The following is a 21,374-nucleotide window of genomic DNA, read 5'->3' as shown; positions in this document are numbered from 1 at the left end:
TGACTTGTCCTCCCCGCCGGCGTCGAGGCCGGGGGATTGGAACCGTTTCAGCAAGGGGTATGCCAGAGGGGGAGTGTGAGGGATTTCAGGGGGTTGGGTGTTGGGCGCGTTGGTGGGGATGGATGGGGGGTGAGCGGTTTGAGGGGTGGGGTGGAAAGGGGGTTATCGGGGGAATATAGGGCGAGGTTGCCGTTGCGCCGGCTAATGCTACAAATTGGTGCCCAATCTCAGGAAGCCAACCTTTGGCTGCACGGGGCAAGACGAAGTACTTGTTAGAGGAGGTTAGGCGTGCGCTCGGATGGGAATAGGATTATTTTTGATACTAAAGTTCAGGGCGATCCTCTTCCCATAACAGCTTCTATGCACAATATAATAAAGAAGCAGGGCTATTTGGATGTGACATTGGACTTTAGCAATTCTGTATTTCTATTTCCTAGTGTTATGATACCTTTAATAGCAATGTGTTGTATGTACAGATCCGAGAGTGTAGATTTCAGCCTAGTTTTGCCCATCGATCAGAGGGCCAGAAAACTAATAATAAATACAAATTGGGCTCATTTTATAAATCCTTCTCTGTTTGGAATAAAGGATGATAAAAATGCTTCCCACATGGCGGCTCGAAATTATAGGTCTTCAGATGAACAGTTCAAAGCTGTAGATGATAGCTTGTCTACTATATTAAATGCCATAGAGGGTTTAGATAGGAGGATGGTAAAAGCTCTAGAATGGTCTTTAAATGAAATAACTGACAATGTATTAAATCACGCATCTTCCGAGATTGGCGGAATAGTGCAAGTGATGGTTTTTCCTAAAAAACGGCTGGTAGAATTCTTTGTATGCGACGCCGGAGTTACGATACCAAAAAGCCTGAGATCCGGCCGACCTGAGTTGGAGAACGATGTGTCCGCCTTAAGGGCGGCGATCGAAGAGGGGGTTACCAGAAACAAGTTTACAAATCAGGGCAATGGCCTCTTTGGTACATTTAAGTGTTGTGAAGTTAGTGGTGGAGAGTTTGATTTGATATCAGGAAACGTTGCTCTTGAGCATAAGCCAGGTACAATGCATGTGAGAAGGAATCCAATTCCATTTTCGGGAACATATGTTCGCGCTGCAATTGGCTATGGATATGAAAAAATACTTGAGAAGGCATTTATATTTAAGGGTAGGCAACATGAAATTAGCTTTGATTACATAGAAAGAATGTATATAAATGGAGATCACGTCGAATTTATAATGAAAAAAGAAGTTGAATCTTTTGGTAGTAGGGATGCTGGGAAATTTGCTCGCAATAAGATAGAAAATCTTATGGATGGTGGGCGGATGCCGATTGAATTTGATTTCACAGATATTGTTCTTATATCAAGTAGTTTTGCAGATGAGGTGTTTGGGCGACTATTCATTCAGTTGGGGGCCCTGAGGTTTGGTCAACTTTGTCGGTTTAAGGGAGTCGATTCTACCATTCAGGCTCTTATTGATCGTGCAATTACGCAAAGGATGAGGGCGTAGATTCGTAGTGACTATGCTGGGCTATTCGTATGGCTTTGCGCGGCCAAAGGCATGCGGGGGGCTCCCCCTTGCATCCCACCCCTCCCCCTGCCATATAGCGCGTGGGAGGTTGGCGGTGGACGAGCCACTCGCCAACCGGGTCAGGTCCGGAAGGAAGCAGCCCCAACGAGCCCGGTCTCGGGTCTTCGTCCAGCCTCCCACCCCTTGCATCGACAGCATCGACTGGCGCGCGGCCTCCCCGGCCGTTGCGCCCGTGCGCGTTCCGGCTTCTGCTGGCACAAAAATACCGCCGCCCTCCGGTGGGAGAGCGGCGGCGGGTCGGGGCAGCAGGGCGGGGAGATCAGGCGAGGCTGAGCTTCACGTCGATATTGTTGCGGGTGGCGTTGGAATAGGGGCACACCTGATGCGCCTTGGCGATGAGCGCCTCGCCGTCCGCGCGGTCCACGCCGGGCAGGGACACCGCCAGCGCGATCTCCAGGCCGAAGCCGCCTTCCGAGCGCGGGCCGATGCCCACGGTGGCGGTGACGGTCGCATCCGCCGGCACCTTGGCGGTGCCGCCCTGCGAGGCCACGAACTTCATGGCGCCGAGGAAGCAGGCCGCATAGCCGGTGGCGAACAGCTGCTCGGGGTTCACACCCTCGCCGCCGGGGCCGCCCAGCTCCTTCGGGGTGACGAGCTTCACTTCGAGATTGCCGTCCAGCGTGCCGGAACGGCCATCGCGGCCACCGGTGGCGCGGGCGGAGGTGGAGTAGAGGACGTTGACGGGCATGGGGCTCTCCTGCGGGTTATTAACTTGCGAACGATTAAATCGTGTACGATGTAAATAGCCGAGCCGATGGCGGCCGTCAAGCGGTTGCGATTCTATCGTGCACGATTTATTTGAGGAGGAGGCCCGAGGCCCCGCCATGTCCGAACCAACGCCCGAACTGACACCTGAACTGACACCCGAGCTGACACCCCAGCTGACACCTGCTGAACCCGGACTGATCCCGGTGGAAAACATGGTGTGTTTCGCCTTTTATGCTGCGAACCACGCCTTCAACAGGGTCTACAAGCCCCTGCTGGACGCCCTCGGCCTCACCTATCCGCAATACCTCGCGCTGGTGAGCCTGTGGACCGAGGACGACCGCACCGTCGGCAGCCTCGGCACCGCGCTGGGGCTGGAATCCAGCACCCTCACGCCTTTGCTGAAGCGGCTGGAAGCCCTCGGCCACGTCTCTCGCCGCCGCGATGGAGCCGACGAGCGGGTGGTGCGGGTGAAGCTCACCCCCCAGGGCAAGGCGTTGCAGGACAAGGCCCGCCACATCCCCGCCTGCATCCTCGCCGCCACCGGCCTCAACCTTGAGGACGTGGTCCGCCTCCAGCGCGAGGTCACGGCGCTGCGCGAGACGCTGGAGAAGGCCGCAAAGGCCTGAGGCGGCTTCATTTTCGCGTTTGTATACGGTACACCGGATGCGGAAACGCCAGAACATCCGGGAGGCCGCCATGCTCGATCCCCATCTCGCCGGCCACATCACCTTCGCCCCCGCCGCGCCGGACCTGCCGCCGTTGGCCCCCGGCCATCACAACCTCGGACTCTCGGCGGAACGCGACGCCCTCCTGGTGGTGCCGGAGGGGCTGGAGCCGGGCGTCCCGGTGCCGCTGATGGTTCTGTTCCACGGCGGCGGCGGCAGCGCGCAGAAGATCCTGCCCATGATGGAGCAGCACGCCCTCACCCACCGCTTCCTGCTGCTGGTGCCGCAATCGGTCTTCCCCACCTGGGACATCGTGATCGCCGGCAACGGCCCGGACCGCGAGCGGCTGGAGACGGCGCTTGCCATCGTCGCCCGTCATTTCGAGATCGACCGCGAACGCATCTGCTTCGCCGGCCATTCGGACGGCGGCAGCTACACCCTCTCGCTGGGCCTCACCAACGGCCATTTCGTCACCCACCTCATCGTCTCCTCGGCGGGCTTCATGTCGGTCCAGCGCCAGAGCGGGGCGCCGCGCGTCTTCATCTCCCACGGGGTGAATGACGAGCAGATCCCGGTGGAGCGCTCCGGCCGGACCCATGCGGCCCTGCTCAAGGAAGCAGGCTACGACGTGACCTATATGGAATATAACGGCCCCCACGCTTGGCAGCCGCCGGTGGTGGGCCTCGCGGTCGCCTTCTTCCTCGCACCTGTACCCGCCGGCGCCACCCCGTGAGCCGGCTTTGATCCAGCCGCTGGACAAGCCCCCTACGAAGTGATGAGGTTCCCCTAAACAGATCAAGAACGGGCGGTTTCCGGTTTGGGGAGGCCGGACGGGGGACATGCTTCAGGCTTCGGTCGTCATCTTCGTGGCTCTGGCCTATATCGGCCTGCTGTTCGCCATCGCGAGCTATGGCGACCGGCTGCGCCCCGGCGCGGGCCGCACGCCGCGGCCGATGATCTATTCCCTGTCGCTGGCGGTCTACTGCACCTCCTGGACCTTCTTCGGCTCGGTGGGCCTCGCCACCACCCAGGGCTTCGACTTCCTCACCATCTATCTCGGCCCCATCATCCTGATGACGGTGGGCGCCCCCCTCTTCCTGCGCGTGGTGCGGCTGGCCAAGGCCAACAACATCACTTCCATCGCCGACTTCATCGCCGCCCGCTACGGCAAGAACCAGGGCATCGCGGCGCTGGTGGCCATCGTCGCCATCATCGCCGCCATCCCCTACATCTCGCTGCAGCTGAAGGCGGTCTCCGCCTCGCTGGTGGCGCTGCTCGGCCATTTCGCGGGGGAGCATGGGCGCGGCACTCTGGTGGGCGACCTCGCGCTGTTCGTCGCCTGTGCCATGGCGGCGTTCGCCATCCTGTTCGGCACCCGCCACACCGATGCCACCGAGCACCAGAACGGGCTGATGCTGGCCATCGCCACGGAATCGCTGGTGAAGCTCGCGGCCTTCCTGGGGGTCGGCCTGCTCGTCACCTTCGTCATCTTCGACGGGCCATTCTCCCTGTTCTACGCGGCGCGGGAGGCGAACGCGGTGGCGCCGTTCGAGCGCGGGCTGTCGCTGGAGAACTGGCTCACCATGACCATCCTGTCCGGCGGCGCCTTCATGCTGATGCCGCGGCAGTTCCATGTGGCCGTGGTGGAGAACAAGGGCGAGAGCGAGATCCGCCGCGCCCGCTGGCTGTTCCCGCTCTATCTCGTGCTCATCAACCTGTTCGTGGTGCCGCTGGCGCTGGCGGGGATGACGCTGTTTCCGCTCAATCTGGTGGACAGCGACGTCTATGTGCTCGCCGTGCCGCTCGCCGCCGGCTTCGACAGCCTCGCTCTGCTCGCCTTCGTCGGCGGCCTCTCGGCGGCCACCGCCATGGTCATCGTGGAGTGCGTGGCCATCGCCATCATGGTCTCCAACGACCTGGTGATGCCGCTGCTGCTGCGCCGGCGCGCCGCCAGATCGGCGGACCTGCCCGAGGGCGAGCCGCGCGAGGACATGACCGGCCTGCTGCTGATGGTGCGGCGCATCTCCATCTTCGCCATCGTCCTGCTCGCCTATCTTTATTATCGCACCACCGGCGAGGTGCAGCTGGCGCAGATCGGCCTGCTCTCCTTCGCCGCTATCGCGCAGGTGGGGCCAGCCTTCGCCGCCGGGCTGCTCTGGCAGCGCGCCACCGCCGCCGGGGCCATCGCGGGCATCGTGGTGGGCGGGATCACCTGGGCCTATACGCTGATGTTGCCGAGCCTCGCCGAGGCGGGGCTGATCTCCGCCGGCGTGCTGCAGAACGGCCCGTTCGGCATCTCCCTGCTGCGCCCCACGGCGTTGCTCGGCCTCACCGCGGGACCGCTCGCCCATGGCGTCGCCTGGAGCCTCGGGCTGAACACGCTGGCGCTGGTCATCGTCTCCTTCCTGACCCGGCCTTCGCAGATCGAGCGCACGCAAGCGCGCCTGTTCGCGGGGACGGGCGACCGGCCGCCGGCGCGCCCCGCCTTCCTGCGTTGGCGCTCCTCCGTCTCCCTCGGAGAGCTGATGGCGACGGTGGAACGCTATCTCGGCGCCGAGCGCGCCCGTGCCGCCTTCGACAGCTACGCCCGCCAGCACGGCTTCGCGCTCGACACCCACCGCGAGGCGGATGCGGGCATGGTGCGCCACGCCGAGCATCTGCTCGCCTCGGCGGTGGGCGCGGCCTCCTCCCGTCTCGTGCTGTCGCTGCTGCTGCGCAAACGGGCGGTCTCCACCAAGGCGGCCCTGAAGCTGCTGGACGATGCCTCCGCCGCCATCCAGTACAATCGCGAGCTGCTGCAGAGCGCCATCGACCATGTGCGGCAAGGCATCGCCGTGTTCGACCGCGACCTGCGCCTCGTGTGCTGGAACCGCCAGTTCGGCCAGATGCTCGACCTGCCCGGCGAGTGCTACGCGGTGGGCGTGCCGCTGACCGACATCCTCGCCGCCGCACCGGCCGACGAGGACAGCGTCGACATCGCCCGCCGCGTCACGCGCTATGTGAGCCCCGACCCGGATTTCTCCGAGCGCCTGCACCAGCGCGGTGCGGTGATCGAGGCCCGCTCCGACCCCATGCCGGACGGCGGCATCGCCGTGACCTTCACCGACATCACCGCGAGCGTGGAGGCCGCGCTCGCCCTGGAGCGCGCCAACGAGACGCTGGAGCGGCGCGTGCGCGAGCGCACCGAGGAGCTGGAGCGCCTCAACGGCGCGCTGGAGATCGCCAAGGCCGAGGCGGACGAGGCCAACCTCTCCAAGACGCGTTTCCTCGCCGCCGCCAGCCACGACATCCTCCAGCCGCTCAACGCCGCCCGGCTCTACGCCACCAGCATGGTGGAGCGGGCCAAGGGATCGGAGGAGGAGCGGCTTGCTGGCAACATCGACGCCTCGCTGGAATCGGTGGAGGAGATCCTCGGTGCGCTGCTCGACATCTCCCGCCTCGACAGCGGCGTCATGCGCCCGGAATTCTCCGCCTTCCGCATCGCCGACGTGCTGAAGCCGCTGGAGACGGAATTCGCCCCGCTGGCGCGGGAGAAAAACCTCGAACTCACCTTCCTGCCCTGCACGCTGGCCGTGCGCTCCGACCGCCGGCTGCTGCGCCGGTTGTTGCAGAACCTCGTCTCCAACGCGGTGAAATACACCCAGCGCGGCCGCATCCTCGTCGGTTGCCGGCGGGTGGGGGGCAAGCTGCGGGTGGAGGTCTACGACACCGGCGTCGGTATTCCGCGCGCCAAGCACAAGCTGGTGTTCCAGGAGTTCCAGCGCCTCGACCAGGGCGCCAAGGCGGCGCGCGGCCTCGGCCTCGGCCTGTCCATCGTCGAGCGCATCGCCCGCGTGCTGGAGCATCCGGTGGCGATCCGCTCCACCCCCGGCAAGGGCTCGGCCTTCACGGTGGAGCTGCCGGTGGCCGTCTCCATGCCGGAGGAGCGCGAGGCGGCGCCCAGTCCCGCCCGACGCGGCGCGCAGCTCGACGGCCTGACCATCCTCGCCATCGACAACGAGCCGACCATCCTTGAGGGCATGCAGATGCTGCTCAGCGGATGGGGGTGCGATGTCATCACCGCCGCCGACGCCCAGGGGGCCATCGAGGCGGTGCGCCACCGCCGCAAGAAGCCCGACGTGGCCCTCGTGGACTACCATCTCGATGGCGGCCACGGCATCGAGGCGATCATGTCGCTGAGGTGGAAACTGGGGAAAATACCCGCCGTCCTCATCACCGCCGACCGCTCCAAGAAGGTGCGCGACGCGGCCCGCGCGGCGGACATGGAGATCCTCAACAAGCCGCTGAAGCCCGCGGCGCTCCGGGCGATCCTCGCCCACTGGCGCATCGCCCGCGCCGCCGCCGAATAGTCTTTCGCCGGCTTCCAGCGTGCCCTTTGCGCCACGGCGCCAGCGCTTCGCGATTAAGCCCTCGTTCATCCCCATGAACGCCCAATAAACGCCGCCTTCAGCCAGCGTTATGGGGGCGTGCCATAGAAGCACGCCTCCGCGGCATGGAAGTGTTAACAGCTCGTTAAGATTTGTAACACTTCCACGCTTAACTCGACGCGCGAATACTTTTGGAGCGTGGCTATGACGATCACGATCAACGTTCCCGTCTTCCCGCTGCGGAAAGAGATCGACGCCCGCAAGCGCCGTCTCCGCTTCCCCCTGAGCTTCTCCTCGCGCGGCTCGAAGGCCGCGGATGAGGCGCCGGCCAATTCCCGCTACACCGAGGCTGGACTCGAATTCGACGTGACCGGCATCGCCCGGCACCCCCGCGGCCCGAAGGGCAACTGACGCTTGAGGCCGGCCCCACAGGGCCGGTCCGGCTGCGACGCCGGCTTTATGGCGCCGTGCAGCATCATCCGATAAGGTCGCGCCCGAACGGCAACAGCGCGCGGCCAGAAACAAGATGACGGACTTCAATTCCGCCCCGGCAACAGGCGAAGAGACACGCGGCACGGCGGATACCCATTTCGGCTATCGCACGGTGCCCCTCGCCGAGAAGCAGGCGCTGGTGGACGATGTGTTCCACAAGGTGGCGCGGCGCTACGACATCATGAACGATCTCATGTCCGGTGGTCTGCACCGGGCGTGGAAGGATGCGCTGGTGTCCAAGGTGCGCCCGCCGCAGGGCGCGCGACCCTTCCACCTGCTCGACCTCGCCGGCGGCACGGGCGATGTTTCCTTCCGCGTGGTGGAGGCCGGCGGGCCGGGCACCGACGCCATCGTCGCCGACATCAACACCGACATGCTGGCGGTGGGCCGTGAGCGCGCGCAGAAGCGCGGCCTTGCCGATCGCGTCGCCTTCGAGGAGGCGAATGCCGAGGCGCTGCCCTTCCCGGACATGAGCTTCGATGCCGTGACCATCGCCTTCGGCATCCGCAACGTGCCGCGCATCGATCTCGCCCTCAAGGAGATGCGCCGCGTGCTGAAGCCGGGCGGGCGGGCCTTCGTGCTGGAATTCTCCAAGGTCGACGTTCCGCTGCTCGACAAGGTCTATGATGCCTTCTCCTTCCGCGTGATCCCTGAGATCGGCAAGCGCGTGGCCGGGGATGCGGAGCCCTATCAGTATCTCGTCGAATCCATCCGCCGCTTTCCCACCGCGGAAGCATTCGCGGGCATGATGCGGGAGGCGGGATTCGCCCGCGTCACCTTCACCCGCATGACCGGGGGCGTGGTGGCCCTGCACTCGGGCTTCCGCATCTGATGGCGGTTCCCTGCGGCCGGAGGCTTCGGCCATGATCTTCCTTCTCGTCGCCGACGCCTGGCGCCTCGCCCGGGCCGGCTATGTGCTCGCCCGCGAGGGTGTGCTCTCGCTCGTCTCGCCGGCCGCCGCGCCGCCGCTGGCGCGCCCGCTGCTCGATATCTCCAAACTGATTGCCCGCAAGGATGCCGGCGATCGGCGCCAGCGCTTCTCCGCTGCGCTGTCGCGGCTCGGCCCCTCCTATGTGAAGCTCGGCCAGTTCCTCGCCACACGGCCGGACGTGGTGGGCGCCTCCGTGGCGCGCGACCTTGAGGTGCTGCAGGACCGCATGCCGCCGTTCGGGCAGGCCGTGGCGGAGGCAACCGTCGCCGACACGTTCGAGCGGCCGGTGAAGGACGTCTTCGCCGTGTTCGGCCCGGCCGTCGCCGCCGCTTCCATCGCCGAGGTTCACAAGGCGGAAGTGATCGAGCCGGACGGTGCGCACCGCGACGTGGCGGTGAAGGTGCTGCGGCCGGGCGTCAGCCGCCGCTTCGCCTCCGACATGGGTACCTTCCGCCGCATCGCCGCCTTCGCCGAGCACAATTTCGCCGAGGCCCGCCGCCTGCGGCTGGAGACGGTGGTGGACACGCTGGCGCGCTCCGTCTCCATGGAGATGGACCTGCGCCTGGAAGCCGCCGCCTATGCGGAGCTGGCCGAGAACACGCAGGACGACCCGGAAGTCCATGTCCCCCGTGTGGACTGGGACCGCTCCGGCCGCGAGGTGCTGACCACCGAGTGGATCGACGGCATCAAGCTCTCCGACAAGGAGGCCATCATCGCCGCCGGGCATGATCCCAAGGAGATCGCCCGCATCGTCATGCAGACCTTCCTGCGGCAGGCCATGCGCGACGGTTTCTTCCATGCCGACATGCATCCGGGAAACCTGTTCGTGGATGCGCAGGGCCGCCTCGTGGTGGTGGATTGCGGCATCATGGGCCGGCTCGGCGTGAAGGAGCGGCGCTTCCTCGCGGAAATCCTCTACGGCTTCATCACCCGCAACTGGCGGCGCACGGCGGAAGTGCATTTCGAGGCGGGCTACGTGCCCTTCCACCATTCGGTGGACGACTTCGCCCTCGCCATCCGCGCCATCGGCGAACCGATCCACTCGCGCACCGCCGACCAGATTTCCATGGCGCGCCTGCTGGCGCTGCTGCTGGAAGTGACGGCCCTGTTCGACATGCAGACCCGGCCGGAGCTGCTGCTTCTCCAGAAGACCATGGTGGTGGTGGAGGGCGTCGCCCGCTCGCTCGATCCGCAGCTCGACATGTGGCGCACCGCAAAGCCGGTGGTGGAAGACTGGATCGCCGGCAATCTCGGCCCCGTCGGCCAGTTGAAGCGCGCCGGCTCCGGCCTCGGCGAGATGGGCCATTTCGCCGCGACCCTACCCGGCCTCCTCACCCGCACCGCCCGCGTGGTGGAGCAACTGGACGAGGCGACGCGCGACGGCATCCGTCTCTCGCCCTCCTCGCTGGAAGGCATCGGCCGCGCCGAGGCGAAGCGCGCCTTCTGGGGCAATCTGGCCCTGTGGGTGATTGCCGCGGCGCTGCTCGGCATCTGGCTTGGCTGACGGGGATACCGACAGCCTGCCTTTGCGGGATGTGAATTCCTGCGTTTCGTGTCGTTCTTTCCGGACGTTCCGGAAACCGCGAATTCTTCCCGGAGACGGGGCAGCTTCTGCGCCGTCTTGAGAACAACTCGCATATTTTTCGCGTATTGCTTTGTCCTTCAAGCAAAACTAAGTCAGGCCCCAAGACGGCTCCGGTCCCGTTCAAGCATGCAGTCCAACGGCTGCTTGCGCAGGGTCAGGAGCCCCGGACCGGCGCACCGCCCCTCGGCGGGCCGAGGTCCATTGGGCCAGCAAAGAAGGACTTCTCAAATGGCGAACACGACGGCCGAGCTCGACGCGCTGCTCATGCAGCGCTCGCTGACGGACGCGGAGCTTCTGGCGGCGGCGGACGCCTCCGCCGACTTCCGCATCCTCCCCGATGCCACCGTCATCAAGATCGGCGGCCAGAGCGTGATCGATCGTGGCCGCGCCGCGCTCTATCCCCTCGTGGACGAGATCGTCGCCGCCCGCGCCAAGCACAAGCTCTTGATCGGCACCGGCGCCGGCACCCGCGCGCGCCACCTCTATTCCATCGCCGCCGGCCTCAATTTGCCGGCCGGCGTGCTGTCCCAGCTCGGCGCCTCGGTAGCGGACCAGAACGCCGCCATGCTCGGCCAGCTCCTCGCCAAGCACGGCATCTCCATGGTGGACGGCGCCGGCATGTCGGCCGTGCCGCTCTATCTGGAGCAGGTGAACGGCGTGGTGTTCTCGGGCATGCCGCCCTACGGCCTGTGGACCCGCCCGGCGCCGGTCGGCGTCATCCCGCCCTATCGCACGGACGCGGGCTGCTTCCTCCTCGCGGAGCAGTTCGGCTGCAAGGCCATGATCTATGTGAAGGACGAGAACGGCCTCTTCACCGCCAACCCGAAGACCGACAAGTCCGCCACCTTCATCCCGAAGATTTCGGTGGACGAGATGCTCTCGCGCGGCCTTGCCGACTCCATCCTCGAATTCCCCATGCTCGACCTGTTGAAGAAGGCGCGCCATGTGCGCGAGGTCCAGGTGGTCAACGGACTCGTGCCCGGCAACCTCACCCGCGCCCTCGCCGGCGAGCACGTCGGCACCATCATCACCGCGAGCTGAGAGGCACGATCATGACTGAAGCTTCGACCATCAAGCACGTCGCCTCGCCGCTCGCGAGCCAGACCCTCCTCGACGGCGCGCTGACCCGGCCCGTTGCCGGCGTGCGTCCCATCCGCCTCCTGCCCTGGCTGCAGGTGGTGAAGATCGGCGGCCGGTCCATCATGGACAAGGGCGCCGCGGCGATCCTTCCCATCGTGGAGGAGATCCGCAAGGTGCTGCCCGAGCATCGCCTGCTGATCCTCACCGGCGCCGGCGTGCGCGCCCGCCATCTCTACGGCGTCGGCCTCGACCTCGGCCTGCCGGTGGGCTCGCTCGCCCCGCTCGCCGCCACCGAGGCCGGCCAGAACGGCCACATCCTCGCCTCGCTGCTGGCGCCGGAGGGAGTCTCCTACATCGAGCACCCGACCATCGCGAGCCAGCTCGCTATCCACCTCACGGCCACCCGCGCGGTGGTGGGCAGCGCCTTCCCGCCCTATCACCATCATGAGTTCCCGGGCAGCCGCCTCCCGGTCCACCGGGCCGACACCGGCGCCTTCCTGCTCGCTGATGCGCTGGGCGCGGCCGGCCTCACCATCGTCGAGGACGTGGACGGGGTCTTCACCGCCGATCCCAACGGCGCGGACGGGGCCAAGGCCGAGCTGATCCCCGAGACCAGCTATGCCGAACTCGCCAAGGCCAACGGCCCGGCGACGCTGCCCTTCGACCGCGCGCTGGTCGAGGTGATGGCCACCGCACGCCACATCGAGCGGGTGCAGGTGGTGAACGGCCTCGTGCCCGGCCGCCTCACCGCCGCCTTGCGCGGCGAGCACGTGGGCACGCTGGTCCACACGGCCGCCCGGCAGGGCTGACCTTCCCGTTCGGCCGCCGGCCGGACGATCGCTCCGACAATGACCCCGCGCGGCCCCGGCTGCGTGGGGTTTTTTGCGTCCGCAAACCGAGGCGGAATGGCCATTTTGACCCTGCCGCCGGACGTCGGGATGGACATTTTGTCCAGATCACACGCGCCTGCTCCTATCAAGTCATTGAAAATCTGAATGTCTCCCCGTTGGCCCCACCCTTGCTGAGGGAGCGGGGCCACGCGCAGCCCCGGCTGCGCGAAAAGCGTCAAGTCAATTGGCGCGGAAACACCCGTGGAGGAGACATGAGCGTAACCACCTTTGCGCCGCCGCCGTTCCTGAGCCGCGAGCGCACCATCGCCTCCGCCAGCTTCAACCGCTGGCTCGTGCCGCCGGCCGCCCTCGCCATCCATCTGTGCATCGGCATGGCCTACGGCTTCAGCGTGTTCTGGCTGCCGTTGTCGCGCGCCGTGGGCGTCTCCAAGCCCGTGGCCTGCCCGGCCGACATGAGCTTTGTCGCCGGCATTTTCGCCACCTCCTGCGACTGGCAGATCTCCCAGCTCGGCTGGATGTACACCCTGTTCTTCGTGCTGCTCGGCTCCTCCGCCGCCATCTGGGGTGGCTGGCTGGAGACGGCGGGGCCGCGCAAGGCGGGCCTCGTCTCGGCCTTCTGCTGGTGCGGCGGCCTCGTGATCTCGGCGCTGGGCGTCTATCTCCACCAGATCTGGATGCTGTGGATTGGCTCCGGCGTCATCGGCGGCATCGGCCTCGGGCTCGGCTACATCTCGCCGGTCTCCACCCTCATCAAGTGGTTCCCGGACCGGCGCGGCATGGCCACCGGCATGGCCATCATGGGCTTCGGCGGCGGCGCCATGATCGGCGCGCCGCTGGCCAACATGCTGATGCAGCATTTCGCCTCGCCGACCTCGGTGGGCGTGTGGCAGACCTTCCTCGCCATGGCGGCCATTTATTTCGTCTTCATGGTCGGCGGCGCGCTGGGCTACCGGGTGCCGCGCGAGGGCTGGGCGCCCAAGGGCTGGACCCCGCCGGCCGCCTCCGCCAACGCCATGGTCACGCACCGCCATGTCCATCTCGACGTGGCGTGGAAGACGCCGCAGTTCTGGCTGCTGTGGGCGGTGCTCTGCCTGAACGTCTCGGCCGGCATCGGCGTCATCGGCATGGCCTCGCCCATGCTGCAGGAGGTGTTCGGTGGCAGGCTCATCGGCCTCGACCTCACCTTCTCCCAGCTCGACGCGGGCCAGAAGGCGCAGATCGCCGCCATCGCGGCCGGTTTCACCGGGCTTTTGTCCCTGTGCAACATTGGCGGGCGCTTCGCCTGGGCCTCCTTCTCCGACAAGCTCGGGCGGAAGATGACCTATGCGGTGTTCTTCGTGCTGGGCTTCGTTCTCTACGCCTCGATCCCCTCGCTGGCGCACATGGGCTCGGTGGTGCTGTTCGTCGCCGCCTTCTGCATCATCCTGTCCATGTATGGCGGCGGCTTCGCCACCATCCCGGCCTATCTCGCCGACATCTTCGGCACCCACATGGTGGGCGCCATCCACGGGCGGCTGCTGACCGCCTGGGCCACCGCCGGCATCATCGGACCGGTGCTGGTGAACTATCTGCGCGAATACCAGATCGCCTCGGGCATCCCCCAGCAGGCGGCCTACGACCAGACCATGTACATCCTTTCCGGCCTGCTCGTGGTCGGCCTCGTCGCGAACCTTCTGGTGAAGCCCGTGGCCGAGCACCTCTACATGAAAGACCACGAGCTGAAGAAGAAGGCCGCCGAGGTCGCCCGAGAGGACGCCACCCACGCCGACTTCGAGGACTTCGAGGAAGAGGCGAAGGACGGCCCGCTCGCCGCCTCGGCCCGCTCCTCGACCCCGGTGGCGAGCGGCACCACCGCGCTGCCCGTGGTGGTGCTGGCCTGGCTCGTGGTGGGCGTGCCTTTGGCCTGGGGCATCTGGATCACCCTGCAGAAGGCGGTGATCCTGTTCCGCTAGAGCGCGATCCGATCAGATTGGAACAATCTGATCGGTGAATCGCCCTCTCACCCGGGAGAGGAGAACGCGTTGTCCGACCAGCTTGCAGTGCAAGCTGGTCGGCGCGTGCTCCGGCCTCCCGGCTCGATCTGCGTGCCCCGCCCCCGGTCTCCGGGCCGCGGGGCACGCCCTTTTCCGGTTTGCGGAGCCGGCTGATTTGCGCAATGGATGCCGGGAAGAGCAGGCGAGGCGGCCGGGGACCTTGAGGTCACGCCCATCGTCTTTCGCGGACGGCCTTTGTCGCGTGCCGGCGAGGGTCCGAGACGGACGGCCGATTCAAGATGCCCCCTCTGATGCCCCCTTCCACCCCCGACCCCGCCCCACAGGGCGCGCCCGAGGCGTCGGAGGATGTCGCCTTCAGCCCGCACCTCGCCGGCGCCTCCATCCTGGTGGTGGACGACGAGCCGGGGATGCGGAATTTCCTGGTGCGGATGCTCCAGACACGCTGCCGCCACGTGGCCGAGGCCCCTGATGTCGCCACCGCCTCGCGGCTCCTGGAGGCGGCGCCGTTCGACCTGATCATCCTCGACAACATCATGGCCGGGCGCACCGGCCTGCAATGGCTGGAGGAACTGCGCGGTTCGGGCTTCTACCGCGACGTGATCCTCATCACCGCCTTCGCGGACCTCGAGACCGCCATCACCGCGCTTAGGGCCGGCGCCGCCGATTTCGTGCTGAAGCCGTTCCGCTCCAACCAGATCCTCAACGCCATCGCCCGCTGCCTCGATCGCGGCCGGCTGATGCGCGAGAATTTCGTGCTCCGCCGTGAGCTGAAGGCCATGCCCGGTGCCGCCGCGCCGCTGATGGCCGGCGACAGCGTTTCGACCCGCGCCGTGCGCGCCATGATCGAGCGCGTCGGCCCCATGCCGTCCACCGTGCTCATCACCGGGGAATCCGGCACCGGCAAGGAAGTCACCGCCCGCGCCCTGCACGCCGTCTCGGCCCGTGCGGCCAAGCCGTTCGTGCCGGTGAATTGCGCGGCTATAGCGCCGGAGATCATCGAGAGCGAGCTGTTCGGGCATCTCAAGGGCGCCTTCACCGGCGCCGCCTCCTCCCGCGAGGGGCTGTTCTTCTATGCCCAGGGTGGCACGCTCTTCCTCGACGAGGTGGGTGAGCTGCCGCCCGCCATGCAGTCGAAGCTGCTGCGGGTGATCGAGGATCGCAAGGTCCGCCCGGTGGGGGCGGAGCGGGAAGTCCCGGTGGACGTGCGCCTCGTCGCCGCCACCAATGCCAACCTCACCGCGCAGGTGGCGGCGGGCCGCTTCCGGCAGGATCTCTATTACCGGCTCAATGTGGTGAACATCCACCTCGCGCCCCTGCGCGAGCGGCCGGAGGACGTGGCGCCGCTCGCCCATCTGTTTATCGCCGAACTGAGCGCGCGGCTCGGCGTGCCGCCCCTCGACCTCACCGAGCCGGTGCTCGCCTTCCTCACGCGCTATCCCTGGCCGGGCAACGTGCGTGAGCTGCGCAACGTGATCGAGCGCTCGCTGATCCTCGGCGACTTCCCGCGCGACGTGGTGCCCGAGGGCGTCGACGAGGAGGACGCGCCCGGCTCCGCCCTCGACGCGGTGGAGAAGGCGCACATGCTGAAGGTGCTGGCCGAGGCCGGCGGCAACCGGGCCGAAGCGGCGCGCCGCCTCAAGGTCTCGCGCAAGACGCTGGACCGCAAACTGAAGGCCTGGAATGGCTGAGGCTGTGCGCAAAGCCACCGATGCGCCGCGGGGCGTCCTCGCTCGATTGCGCTCGGTGCGCATGCGGCTCCTCGCCATCGCCCTTCTGCCCACCCTCATCATCCTGCCGGCGGTGCTGGCGCTGGTGGTCACCTGGTGGACGCGGCAGTTCGACCGGCTTCTCATCTCCAAGGTGAACGGCGACCTCACCATCGCCCGCCAGTATCTCGACCGGCTGCGCGAGCGCTCCGACGAGACGCTGCACGCGCTGGGGGATTCCGTCGCCTTCGCCCGCGTCACCGGAGCCGGCGACAGCGCGGCGCTCGCCGCGTTCCTCGATGCCCGGCGCAAGGCGATGGGGCTCGATTTCCTCTATCTCATCGACGCCGACGGCCACAGCCTTGCCGCAGCGCCCGCCGGCGCCGCGCGCGAGGCGAGCGCGATGTGGCCGGTGGAGCGCCGCGCACTCGCCGGCACCGCCTCCACCGAGATCGACATCTTCGGCCCGCAGGAGCTGGAACGGCTCTCGCCGCAACTGGCGGCGCGCGCCCACATCGCCCTCGTGCCCACCCCAGGCGCCGTTCCGACCAACCGGGAGGCGGAAGACCGGGGCATGGTGGTGCAGTCCGGCACACCGGTGGAGATGCCGGGCGGCGTGCGGGCGGCGCTGGTGGGCGGCGTGCTGCTCAACCAGAACCTCGACTTCATCGACACCATCAACGACCTCGTCTACCGCCCCGGCAGCCTGCCCGAGGGCTCGGCCGGCACCGCCACTTTGTTCGTGGATGATGTGCGCGTCTCGACCAACGTGCGCCTGTTCGAGGGGCGGCGGGCGCTGGGCACCCGCGTGTCGCAGGAGGTGCGCAACGCGGTGCTGGGCGAGGGGCGGGTGTGGCTCGACCGGGCCTTCGTGGTCAGCGACTGGTACATCTCCGCCTACGAGCCGGTGGTGGACAGCCACGGCAAGCGCATCGGCATGCTCTATGTGGGCTTTCTGGAAGCGCCGTTCCTCGCGCTCAAGCGGGCGAGCCTTGCCGCGGTAGCGGTGGGCTTCCTGCTGGTGGCGATGGTGGCCATCCCCGTGCTGCTGCGCTGGGCGGCGGCCATCTTCCGCCCTCTGGAGGCGATGAACGCCACCATCTCGGCGGTGGAGGGCGGCGCCCTGTCCGCCCGCACCGGCGTTCCCGCGACCTCGGACGAGATCGGCCGCGTCGCCCATCATCTCGACGACATGCTGGACCTGTTGCAGGAGCGCGACGCGGAGCTGCGCCGGTGGACCGAGGAGCTGGACCGCCGTGTCGCCGAGCGCACGCAGGAGCTGGAGGACGCCAACGCCGAGCTGGCCGCCACCCAGCGCCAGCTCGTCATGTCCGAAAAGCTCGCCGCCATCGGCGAGATCACGGCGGGCGTCGCCCACGAGATCAACAATCCCGTGGCGGTCATCCAGGGCAATCTGGATGTGGCGCGCGACGTACTGGGGAGCGCGGCGGCGCCGGTGAAGACCGAGTTCAACCTCATCGACCAGCAAGTCCACCGCATCAACGTCATCGTCTCGAAGCTTCTCCAGTTCGCGCGCCCCGCCGAATTCGCCGGCCATCTTGATCCGGTGGCGCCGGGCGAGGTGGTGGGCGATGCGCTGCTGCTGGTGCAGCATTTGCTCTCCCGCAGCGAGATCCTCGTCGCCCGCACCGACGGCGCCACGCGCCTCGTGATGATGAACCGGGTGGAATTGCAGCAGGTGCTCATCAATCTGATGGTCAACGCCGTCCACGCCATGCCCCAGGGCGGCACCCTCACCGTCACCACGCGGGACGAGACGCGCGGGCGGCAGCCGGGCGTGGGCATCGAGGTGGCGGACACCGGCACGGGCATCCCCGAAGAGCGGATCGGCCGCGTCTTCGACCCCTTCTTCACCACCAAGCCGCAGGGCGGCACCGGGCTTGGCCTGTCCATCAGCTACACGCTCATCGAGCGCGCGGGCGGGACCATGGCGGTGGAAAGCCCGCCGGGATCGGGCGCCGTCTTCTTCATCTGGCTGCCGGAGGCCGGGAGCGCGGCGGAAGACGGCGCGCATTCCGCCTGAATTTCAGGCGAGCCCAACAAATGAGCGTTGTGGAGGCTCCGGGACCCTTGCGTCGCGGGTGGGGCGTTCGTACCGTTCGTATATAACAGCCAGCAGGTGCCCGCCATGAAGTGGGATAAGGGCAACACGCCCATCATGCCGCGCATCGTGCCCGGCACCACGATCCGCCTCCTGCCGCCATGGCAGAAGACGGCGCAGAAGCGCGCCAACCCGCTGCGGCCCGGTGGCCCGGCCCTGCGCGTGATCGAGACGGAGCGGCCGGAGGCCGGGGCGGCCGAAGCCGAGGCCCTCGTGCCGGAGAAGAAGCCATGAGCGAGGTCATTGAGCGGGTGACAACCGACTTCGCCGGCTATGCCTTCACCCCCGCCGAGGTCGCACCCATCCGTCCCGGCCTCTTCATCCTCACCCGCGCCGTCTCCGGGCGGCCCTTGCCGCTCTATGTGGGCGAGGGGGAGGACATGGCGGCGGCGCTCGCCGCCTTCCGCGCGGCGAACCCGAAGGAGGCGGGCGTGGCGGACGGCCTGTTCGTGCTCGACCGCCCCATGGAGCGGGTGCGCGTGCACACGCTGCGCGACATCGTCTCCCGCTTCGATCCGCCGCTGAACGTGGCGCACCGCAAGGCCCCGGCCGCGCCGGAGCTGGCGGCGCTGGTGGAAGATCGCGGCGCGGCGCTGGGCGGGCTGAACGAGCAGCCGGGGGCGCCGCTCTCCGTCACCGAGGATGATCTCAAAAAGCTGGTGGAACGCTTCTACGGCCGGGCCGCCGCCGACCCGCTGCTCGGCCCGGTCTTCACCCGCGCCATTCCCGATTGGGCGGGGCATTACCAGATCGTGCAGAACTTCTGGTCGCGCACCCTGCTCGGCACGGCGCGCTATTCGGGCATGCCGTTCGCCGCGCACATCCCGCTCCAGCTGAAGCCGGAGCACTTCACCCGCTGGGTGGCGCTGTTCAAGGAGACGGCGGTGGAGGTGCTGGACGCGGTGGCGGCCGCGCGGGCCATCGCCAAGGTGGAGCACATGAGCACCTGCTTCCAGGCCGGGCTGTTCCCGCCCGACCTCGGCCCCTCTCATGCGCCGGGATCGCACCCGCACGGGGCGCACCCGCAGGCCGGGTAAGGTTCAGCCCTGCGCGAAGCGGCGGAACTGCTTCACCACCTCCACATAGACATCGCGCTTGAAGGGGATGATGAGGTCGACCACTGCGTCGATCTCTTCCCACCGCCAGTCCATGAATTCCGGCTTGTGCTTGCCGCCGCCGGGACGAAGGATGTTGATCTCGGCATCAGCGCCGGTGAAGCGCAGCGCGTACCATTTCTGCGTCTGGCCCCGGTAGCGGCCCTTCCAGGCCTCGCCGGCGATGCGGCCGGGCAGGTCATAGGAGAGCCATTCCTCCACCTCGCCCAGCCTGGTCACCGAGCGGATCGAGGTCTCTTCGTAAAGCTCGCGCAGCGCAGCCTCATAAGGCTCCTCGCCCTTGTCGATGCCGCCCTGGGGCATCTGCCAGGAATGGGTGGCGTCCACATGCTCCGGTCCGCCGAGGCGCCGGCCCACGAACACCTTGCCGGCGGCGTTGAACACGGCGAGGCCCACGCAGGGGCGATAGGGCATGTCTTCGTGCTTGTCGTGCTTATCGTGCTTCTTCGACATGGCGGCGGCCTTGATGGAATGACATGCCCCCCTGATACGCGCCCCGCCGCACCGCGCAAGATGCGGCGGGCGCAAGTTCAGGCAGGCGGCCCTCCGGACGCAACGTCAGTGCGCGGCGCGATGCCGGGGAAGGGCGGTGGAGCCCCAGGCGCGGATGGAGGCCCAGGTGCGCCGCTCCAGCTGGAACTGGTCCACCGGCACGGAGGCGCGCAGCGCCTTCACGCGGCACAGGCCGACGCCGGACCACTGGAAGCCGCACTTCTCCAGCACCCGGCGCGACGCCGGATTGACCACGCGGGCGGAGCCGAGGAGGAGCGAGACATCGGTCTCGGAGAAGGCATAGTCGATGACGGCGCGCACGGCCTCGGTGGCGATGCCGCGGCCCCAGAAGGCTTCGCCGACCCAGTAGCCGAGTTCCGGCGCGGGCTCAGGCGGGCGGCGGCCATAGCTGACCATGCCGGCGAATGCCATGCGGCCCTCGCCCTTGAGGAAAACGCCGAAGGTGGCGGCATCGGGCACGGCGGCCAGCGTCTCGACGAAGGCGTGGGCGTCGGAGGGCTTGTAGGGGAACGGCAGGTTCGCGGTCATCTCCGCGATCCGGCGGTTGTTGGCGAGCTCCGCGACGGCAGCAACGTCCTCGATATGCGGCGCGCGGAGCACGAGCCGCTCGGTTTCGAGGACGGGGATACAGCTCTCCGCGAGCGGCACTCCGGACTGGGATTCGCACAAGGTCATGGCGGGCTCCTCAAGGGCACAAACGAAAACCGGGGAGAGGGTTGTCCCGTCTCCCCGGTTCGTGTCTGAGCGTTGAGAGGCCTGCTCAGGCGCCCACCGGATCAACGAGACCGGCGGGATCCTGCATTTATCAGGTCTCGCCGTTTATTCGGCCGCCTCGGCGGCGGCAGGAACGACCGATACGTAGGTGCGGTCGTTGGCTTTGGTGCGGAAGGCCACTTTGCCTTCGATAAGCGCGAAGAGGGTATGGTCCTTGCCCATGCCCACGTTCGTGCCGGGATGCCATTTGGTGCCGCGCTGGCGCACGATGATGTTGCCCGGAATGACGTCCTGGCCGCCGAAGCGCTTCACGCCAAGACGACGACCGTCGGAATCGCGACCGTTACGGGACGAGCCGCCTGCCTTTTTATGAGCCATTGTTGCTCTCCTCGTTCTCGATCAGGCGCCGACGCCGGCGGCGTCAGCCTTGACGGTCTCGCCCAGGCCGGAAATCTCGGTGATGCGCACGACGGTGAGGTCGGCGCGGAAGCCACGCTTGCGGCGGGAATTCTGCCGGCGGCGCTTCTTGAAGGCGATCACCTTGTCGCCGCGGGTGTGCTCGACGATCTCGCCGGTCACGGTGGCGCCGTCCACATGGGGCGCGCCGATGGCGACGGAGGCGCCGCTCAGCATCAGCACCGGGAAGGTGAAGACAGAGCCGACCTCGGCGTCGAGGTGATCGATGGTGATCTTGTCGGCGGCGGCAACGCGATACTGCTTGCCGTTTGCCTTGATGACCGCGAACATTCTTGTCTCGCTTTCGTGTTCAGCCGCGCCTCAAGGACGGGCTTCTTCGGTCGGTTTTTCGGGATGCAGGCCCATTGGCCCACGCGAAGGTGGTCCGATATACGCCACGCCCGGAAAAGTCAACGCCACTGGCCTTTGCGAGACCGGGCGAAGCCGCGCGACGCCGGCGCCATCTCCCCCCTGCTCCTTGGCGGTGG

General features: G+C 66.9%; 19 protein-coding genes and 1 other RNA gene. 15 read left to right on the top strand and 5 right to left on the bottom strand.

Features of this window, described 5'->3' with window-relative positions:
• The first annotated feature begins 288 nt into the window (after window positions 1–288).
• Window positions 289–1,506, top strand: coding sequence for an STAS-like domain-containing protein (locus ACE3QW_RS14715; protein ID WP_374252128.1), 1,218 nt, complete (start codon window positions 289–291; stop codon window positions 1,504–1,506).
• Between the two features lie 103 nt (window positions 1,507–1,609).
• Window positions 1,610–1,708: signal recognition particle sRNA small type (gene ffs, locus ACE3QW_RS14710), an RNA gene on the top strand.
• 138 nt (window positions 1,709–1,846) lie between these two features.
• On the opposite strand, the gene ACE3QW_RS14705 is transcribed toward ffs, so the two are convergent.
• Window positions 1,847–2,275 (bottom strand): organic hydroperoxide resistance protein, encoded by a 429-nt coding sequence (locus ACE3QW_RS14705; RefSeq protein WP_374252126.1) that lies wholly within the window; start codon window positions 2,273–2,275, stop codon window positions 1,847–1,849.
• Between the two features lie 136 nt (window positions 2,276–2,411).
• Between ACE3QW_RS14705 and ACE3QW_RS14700 the strand changes: the two genes are divergently transcribed.
• The 13 genes from ACE3QW_RS14700 to ACE3QW_RS14640 all read left to right on the top strand — a co-directional run bounded on the left by ACE3QW_RS14700 (window position 2,412) and on the right by ACE3QW_RS14640 (window position 19,125).
• Window positions 2,412–2,921 (top strand): MarR family winged helix-turn-helix transcriptional regulator, encoded by a 510-nt coding sequence (locus tag ACE3QW_RS14700; RefSeq protein ID WP_374252124.1) that lies wholly within the window; start codon window positions 2,412–2,414, stop codon window positions 2,919–2,921.
• 70 nt (window positions 2,922–2,991) lie between these two features.
• Window positions 2,992–3,693, top strand: coding sequence for an alpha/beta hydrolase (locus ACE3QW_RS14695; RefSeq protein ID WP_374252122.1), 702 nt, complete (start codon window positions 2,992–2,994; stop codon window positions 3,691–3,693).
• Between the two features lie 106 nt (window positions 3,694–3,799).
• Window positions 3,800–7,309, top strand: coding sequence for a NahK/ErcS family hybrid sensor histidine kinase/response regulator (locus ACE3QW_RS14690; RefSeq protein WP_374252120.1), 3,510 nt, complete (start codon window positions 3,800–3,802; stop codon window positions 7,307–7,309).
• Window positions 7,310–7,531: 222 nt separating this feature from the next.
• A complete protein-coding gene (locus ACE3QW_RS14685; RefSeq protein ID WP_029556059.1) occupies window positions 7,532–7,738 on the top strand; it encodes a hypothetical protein in 207 nt (68 codons plus the stop codon).
• Window positions 7,739–7,853: 115 nt separating this feature from the next.
• Complete coding sequence (ubiE, locus tag ACE3QW_RS14680) at window positions 7,854–8,651, top strand: bifunctional demethylmenaquinone methyltransferase/2-methoxy-6-polyprenyl-1,4-benzoquinol methylase UbiE (RefSeq protein WP_024276833.1); 798 nt, start codon at window positions 7,854–7,856, stop codon at window positions 8,649–8,651.
• 31 nt (window positions 8,652–8,682) lie between these two features.
• Window positions 8,683–10,254 carry a 2-polyprenylphenol 6-hydroxylase gene (gene ubiB, locus ACE3QW_RS14675; RefSeq protein WP_374252118.1) on the top strand — a complete coding sequence of 524 codons (1,572 nt, stop codon included), beginning with the start codon at window positions 8,683–8,685 and terminating at the stop codon, window positions 10,252–10,254.
• Between the two features lie 309 nt (window positions 10,255–10,563).
• Complete coding sequence (locus ACE3QW_RS14670) at window positions 10,564–11,376, top strand: uridine kinase (RefSeq protein ID WP_250165306.1); 813 nt, start codon at window positions 10,564–10,566, stop codon at window positions 11,374–11,376.
• An 11-nt stretch (window positions 11,377–11,387) separates the two neighbouring features.
• Window positions 11,388–12,224: a molybdenum storage protein subunit alpha gene (locus ACE3QW_RS14665; RefSeq protein WP_024276836.1), complete on the top strand. Its 837-nt coding sequence runs from the start codon at window positions 11,388–11,390 to the stop codon at window positions 12,222–12,224.
• A 293-nt stretch (window positions 12,225–12,517) separates the two neighbouring features.
• Entirely contained in the window at window positions 12,518–14,218 is a 1,701-nt protein-coding gene (locus ACE3QW_RS14660; RefSeq protein WP_374252115.1) for an OFA family MFS transporter, read from the top strand.
• Between the two features lie 332 nt (window positions 14,219–14,550).
• Complete coding sequence (locus ACE3QW_RS14655; protein ID WP_374252113.1) at window positions 14,551–15,948, top strand: sigma-54-dependent transcriptional regulator; 1,398 nt, start codon at window positions 14,551–14,553, stop codon at window positions 15,946–15,948.
• Window positions 15,941–18,010, top strand: a complete 2,070-nt coding sequence (locus ACE3QW_RS14650; RefSeq protein WP_374252112.1) for a cache domain-containing protein — start codon at window positions 15,941–15,943, stop codon at window positions 18,008–18,010. The genes ACE3QW_RS14655 and ACE3QW_RS14650 overlap by 8 nt, the downstream gene beginning before the upstream one ends.
• 105 nt (window positions 18,011–18,115) lie before the next feature.
• Window positions 18,116–18,322, top strand: coding sequence for a hypothetical protein (locus ACE3QW_RS14645; RefSeq protein WP_374252110.1), 207 nt, complete (start codon window positions 18,116–18,118; stop codon window positions 18,320–18,322).
• Window positions 18,319–19,125: a group III truncated hemoglobin gene (locus tag ACE3QW_RS14640; protein WP_374252109.1), complete on the top strand. Its 807-nt coding sequence runs from the start codon at window positions 18,319–18,321 to the stop codon at window positions 19,123–19,125. Before ACE3QW_RS14645 ends, ACE3QW_RS14640 begins: the two co-directional genes overlap by 4 nt.
• A gap of 3 nt (window positions 19,126–19,128) precedes the next feature.
• Here ACE3QW_RS14640 and ACE3QW_RS14635 read toward each other — a convergent pair whose 3' ends face one another.
• The 4 genes from ACE3QW_RS14635 to rplU form a co-directional block, all read right to left on the bottom strand.
• Window positions 19,129–19,656: an RNA pyrophosphohydrolase gene (locus tag ACE3QW_RS14635; protein WP_374252107.1), complete on the bottom strand. Its 528-nt coding sequence runs from the start codon at window positions 19,654–19,656 to the stop codon at window positions 19,129–19,131.
• A gap of 105 nt (window positions 19,657–19,761) precedes the next feature.
• Window positions 19,762–20,391 carry a GNAT family N-acetyltransferase gene (locus ACE3QW_RS14630; protein ID WP_029556049.1) on the bottom strand — a complete coding sequence of 210 codons (630 nt, stop codon included), beginning with the start codon at window positions 20,389–20,391 and terminating at the stop codon, window positions 19,762–19,764.
• 144 nt (window positions 20,392–20,535) lie between these two features.
• Window positions 20,536–20,808, bottom strand: coding sequence for a 50S ribosomal protein L27 (rpmA, locus tag ACE3QW_RS14625; RefSeq protein WP_024276844.1), 273 nt, complete (start codon window positions 20,806–20,808; stop codon window positions 20,536–20,538).
• A 21-nt stretch (window positions 20,809–20,829) separates the two neighbouring features.
• Window positions 20,830–21,177 carry a 50S ribosomal protein L21 gene (rplU, locus tag ACE3QW_RS14620; RefSeq protein WP_029556048.1) on the bottom strand — a complete coding sequence of 116 codons (348 nt, stop codon included), beginning with the start codon at window positions 21,175–21,177 and terminating at the stop codon, window positions 20,830–20,832.
• Between the last annotated feature and the right edge of the window lie 197 nt (window positions 21,178–21,374).

Source organism: Xanthobacter sp., from assembly GCF_041911315.1.
Taxonomy (GTDB): Bacteria; Pseudomonadota; Alphaproteobacteria; order Rhizobiales; family Xanthobacteraceae; genus Xanthobacter; species Xanthobacter aminoxidans.
The sequence above is the reverse complement of the archived record's forward strand: the minus strand, read 5'-3'. Positions and strand labels throughout refer to the sequence as shown.